The sequence below is a fragment of the Oleiphilus sp. HI0043 genome, assembly GCF_001634935.1.
Genome location: NZ_LWEY01001806.1, coordinates 1 through 1,014, shown reverse-complemented (window position 1 = coordinate 1,014; position 1,014 = coordinate 1). Strand labels below are relative to the sequence as shown.

Sequence of the window (1,014 nt, the reverse complement as noted above, 5' to 3'; positions counted from 1 at the left end):
CGATGGCATCAAGTTGCTGGTAGTTCACTTTGTTAGCCTTGGTGTAAATCCATCTTATAAAAAGCTGGGATAGTTGGGCAGTTTTGCCGTGACCAGTTCGTCATGAGCCGGGACGATCACTAAGTCAGGGTCACGTTTGCTTAAAGAGTGAATTTGATCGATGACTTTTTCCGCTTGGTCTACGTTATTATCGACACCAGTTGCCCACTGAACAATCTTCGGACGGCCGCGGTTGTCTTGAATTCCTTTGATCGCCCATGTTGCATCGCCAATGAAGAAATAGCGCCCTTTGTCTGGCGTATTAACAAAAAGACCCAAGTGCCCTTGCGAGTGCCCGGCCAGGTCGACTAACACTAAGCTGCCGTCACCGTAGATATCCAAACTTTTATCGAAGCCTTGGTAGGGTTGATCTAAGAGCTTTATGAATTGCCGTTTGATGTCAGGACTATCAAATTGCGATAAGACAAAGGCGGGTGGCTTGCCTTGGTGCGCGGCGTCATGCTCTTGCTGTTGAATCCATACCGGTGTTGCTGGGAAGTCTTCAATTGCACTGACATGATCCCAGTGCATATGGCTAGGGATGATGGCTTTAATTGTGCTGATGGGGTAGTTATTCGCGTTTAACTGGCTAATGGCGGGTTTAACGTTTTCGATCGCGAACAACTGTTTCTCCCAAAAAGCGAATACTTGCATTTGTTCTTCGACTTCAGTGCCGATGCCGCTATCCCAGAGCAAATCACCCTTTGGATGTTTGATAAGAATTGCGTTATGCACTAACGTTCGCTGAGTAAACCAGCTACCACTGGATACCACCATCGCTTCTTGCGCGCCGCCTGATTCAGCGGTGACGATAACTGAAAAACTAAGATTTGCAGGTATCATCTCTCCAGCAAAAGTTGATGTGCTGCTTGTGAAAGTGATAAGCAGGAGAGGGATCAGCATGGTAAGTCTCATGACTAAGGGCTTCATAATGTTCTCTTTGTTTTTTGTATGATGAGGCGATAGTAATGACAA

Annotated in this window: 1 protein-coding gene; it reads right to left on the bottom strand. The window is 46.4% G+C overall.

Features of this window, described 5'->3' with window-relative positions; genetic code table 11:
• Positions 1-54 precede the first annotated feature (54 nt).
• Positions 55-1,014, bottom strand: a 960-nt coding sequence (locus A3729_RS27775) for an MBL fold metallo-hydrolase (RefSeq protein ID WP_231877517.1), incomplete at its 5' end; no start/stop codon positions are given.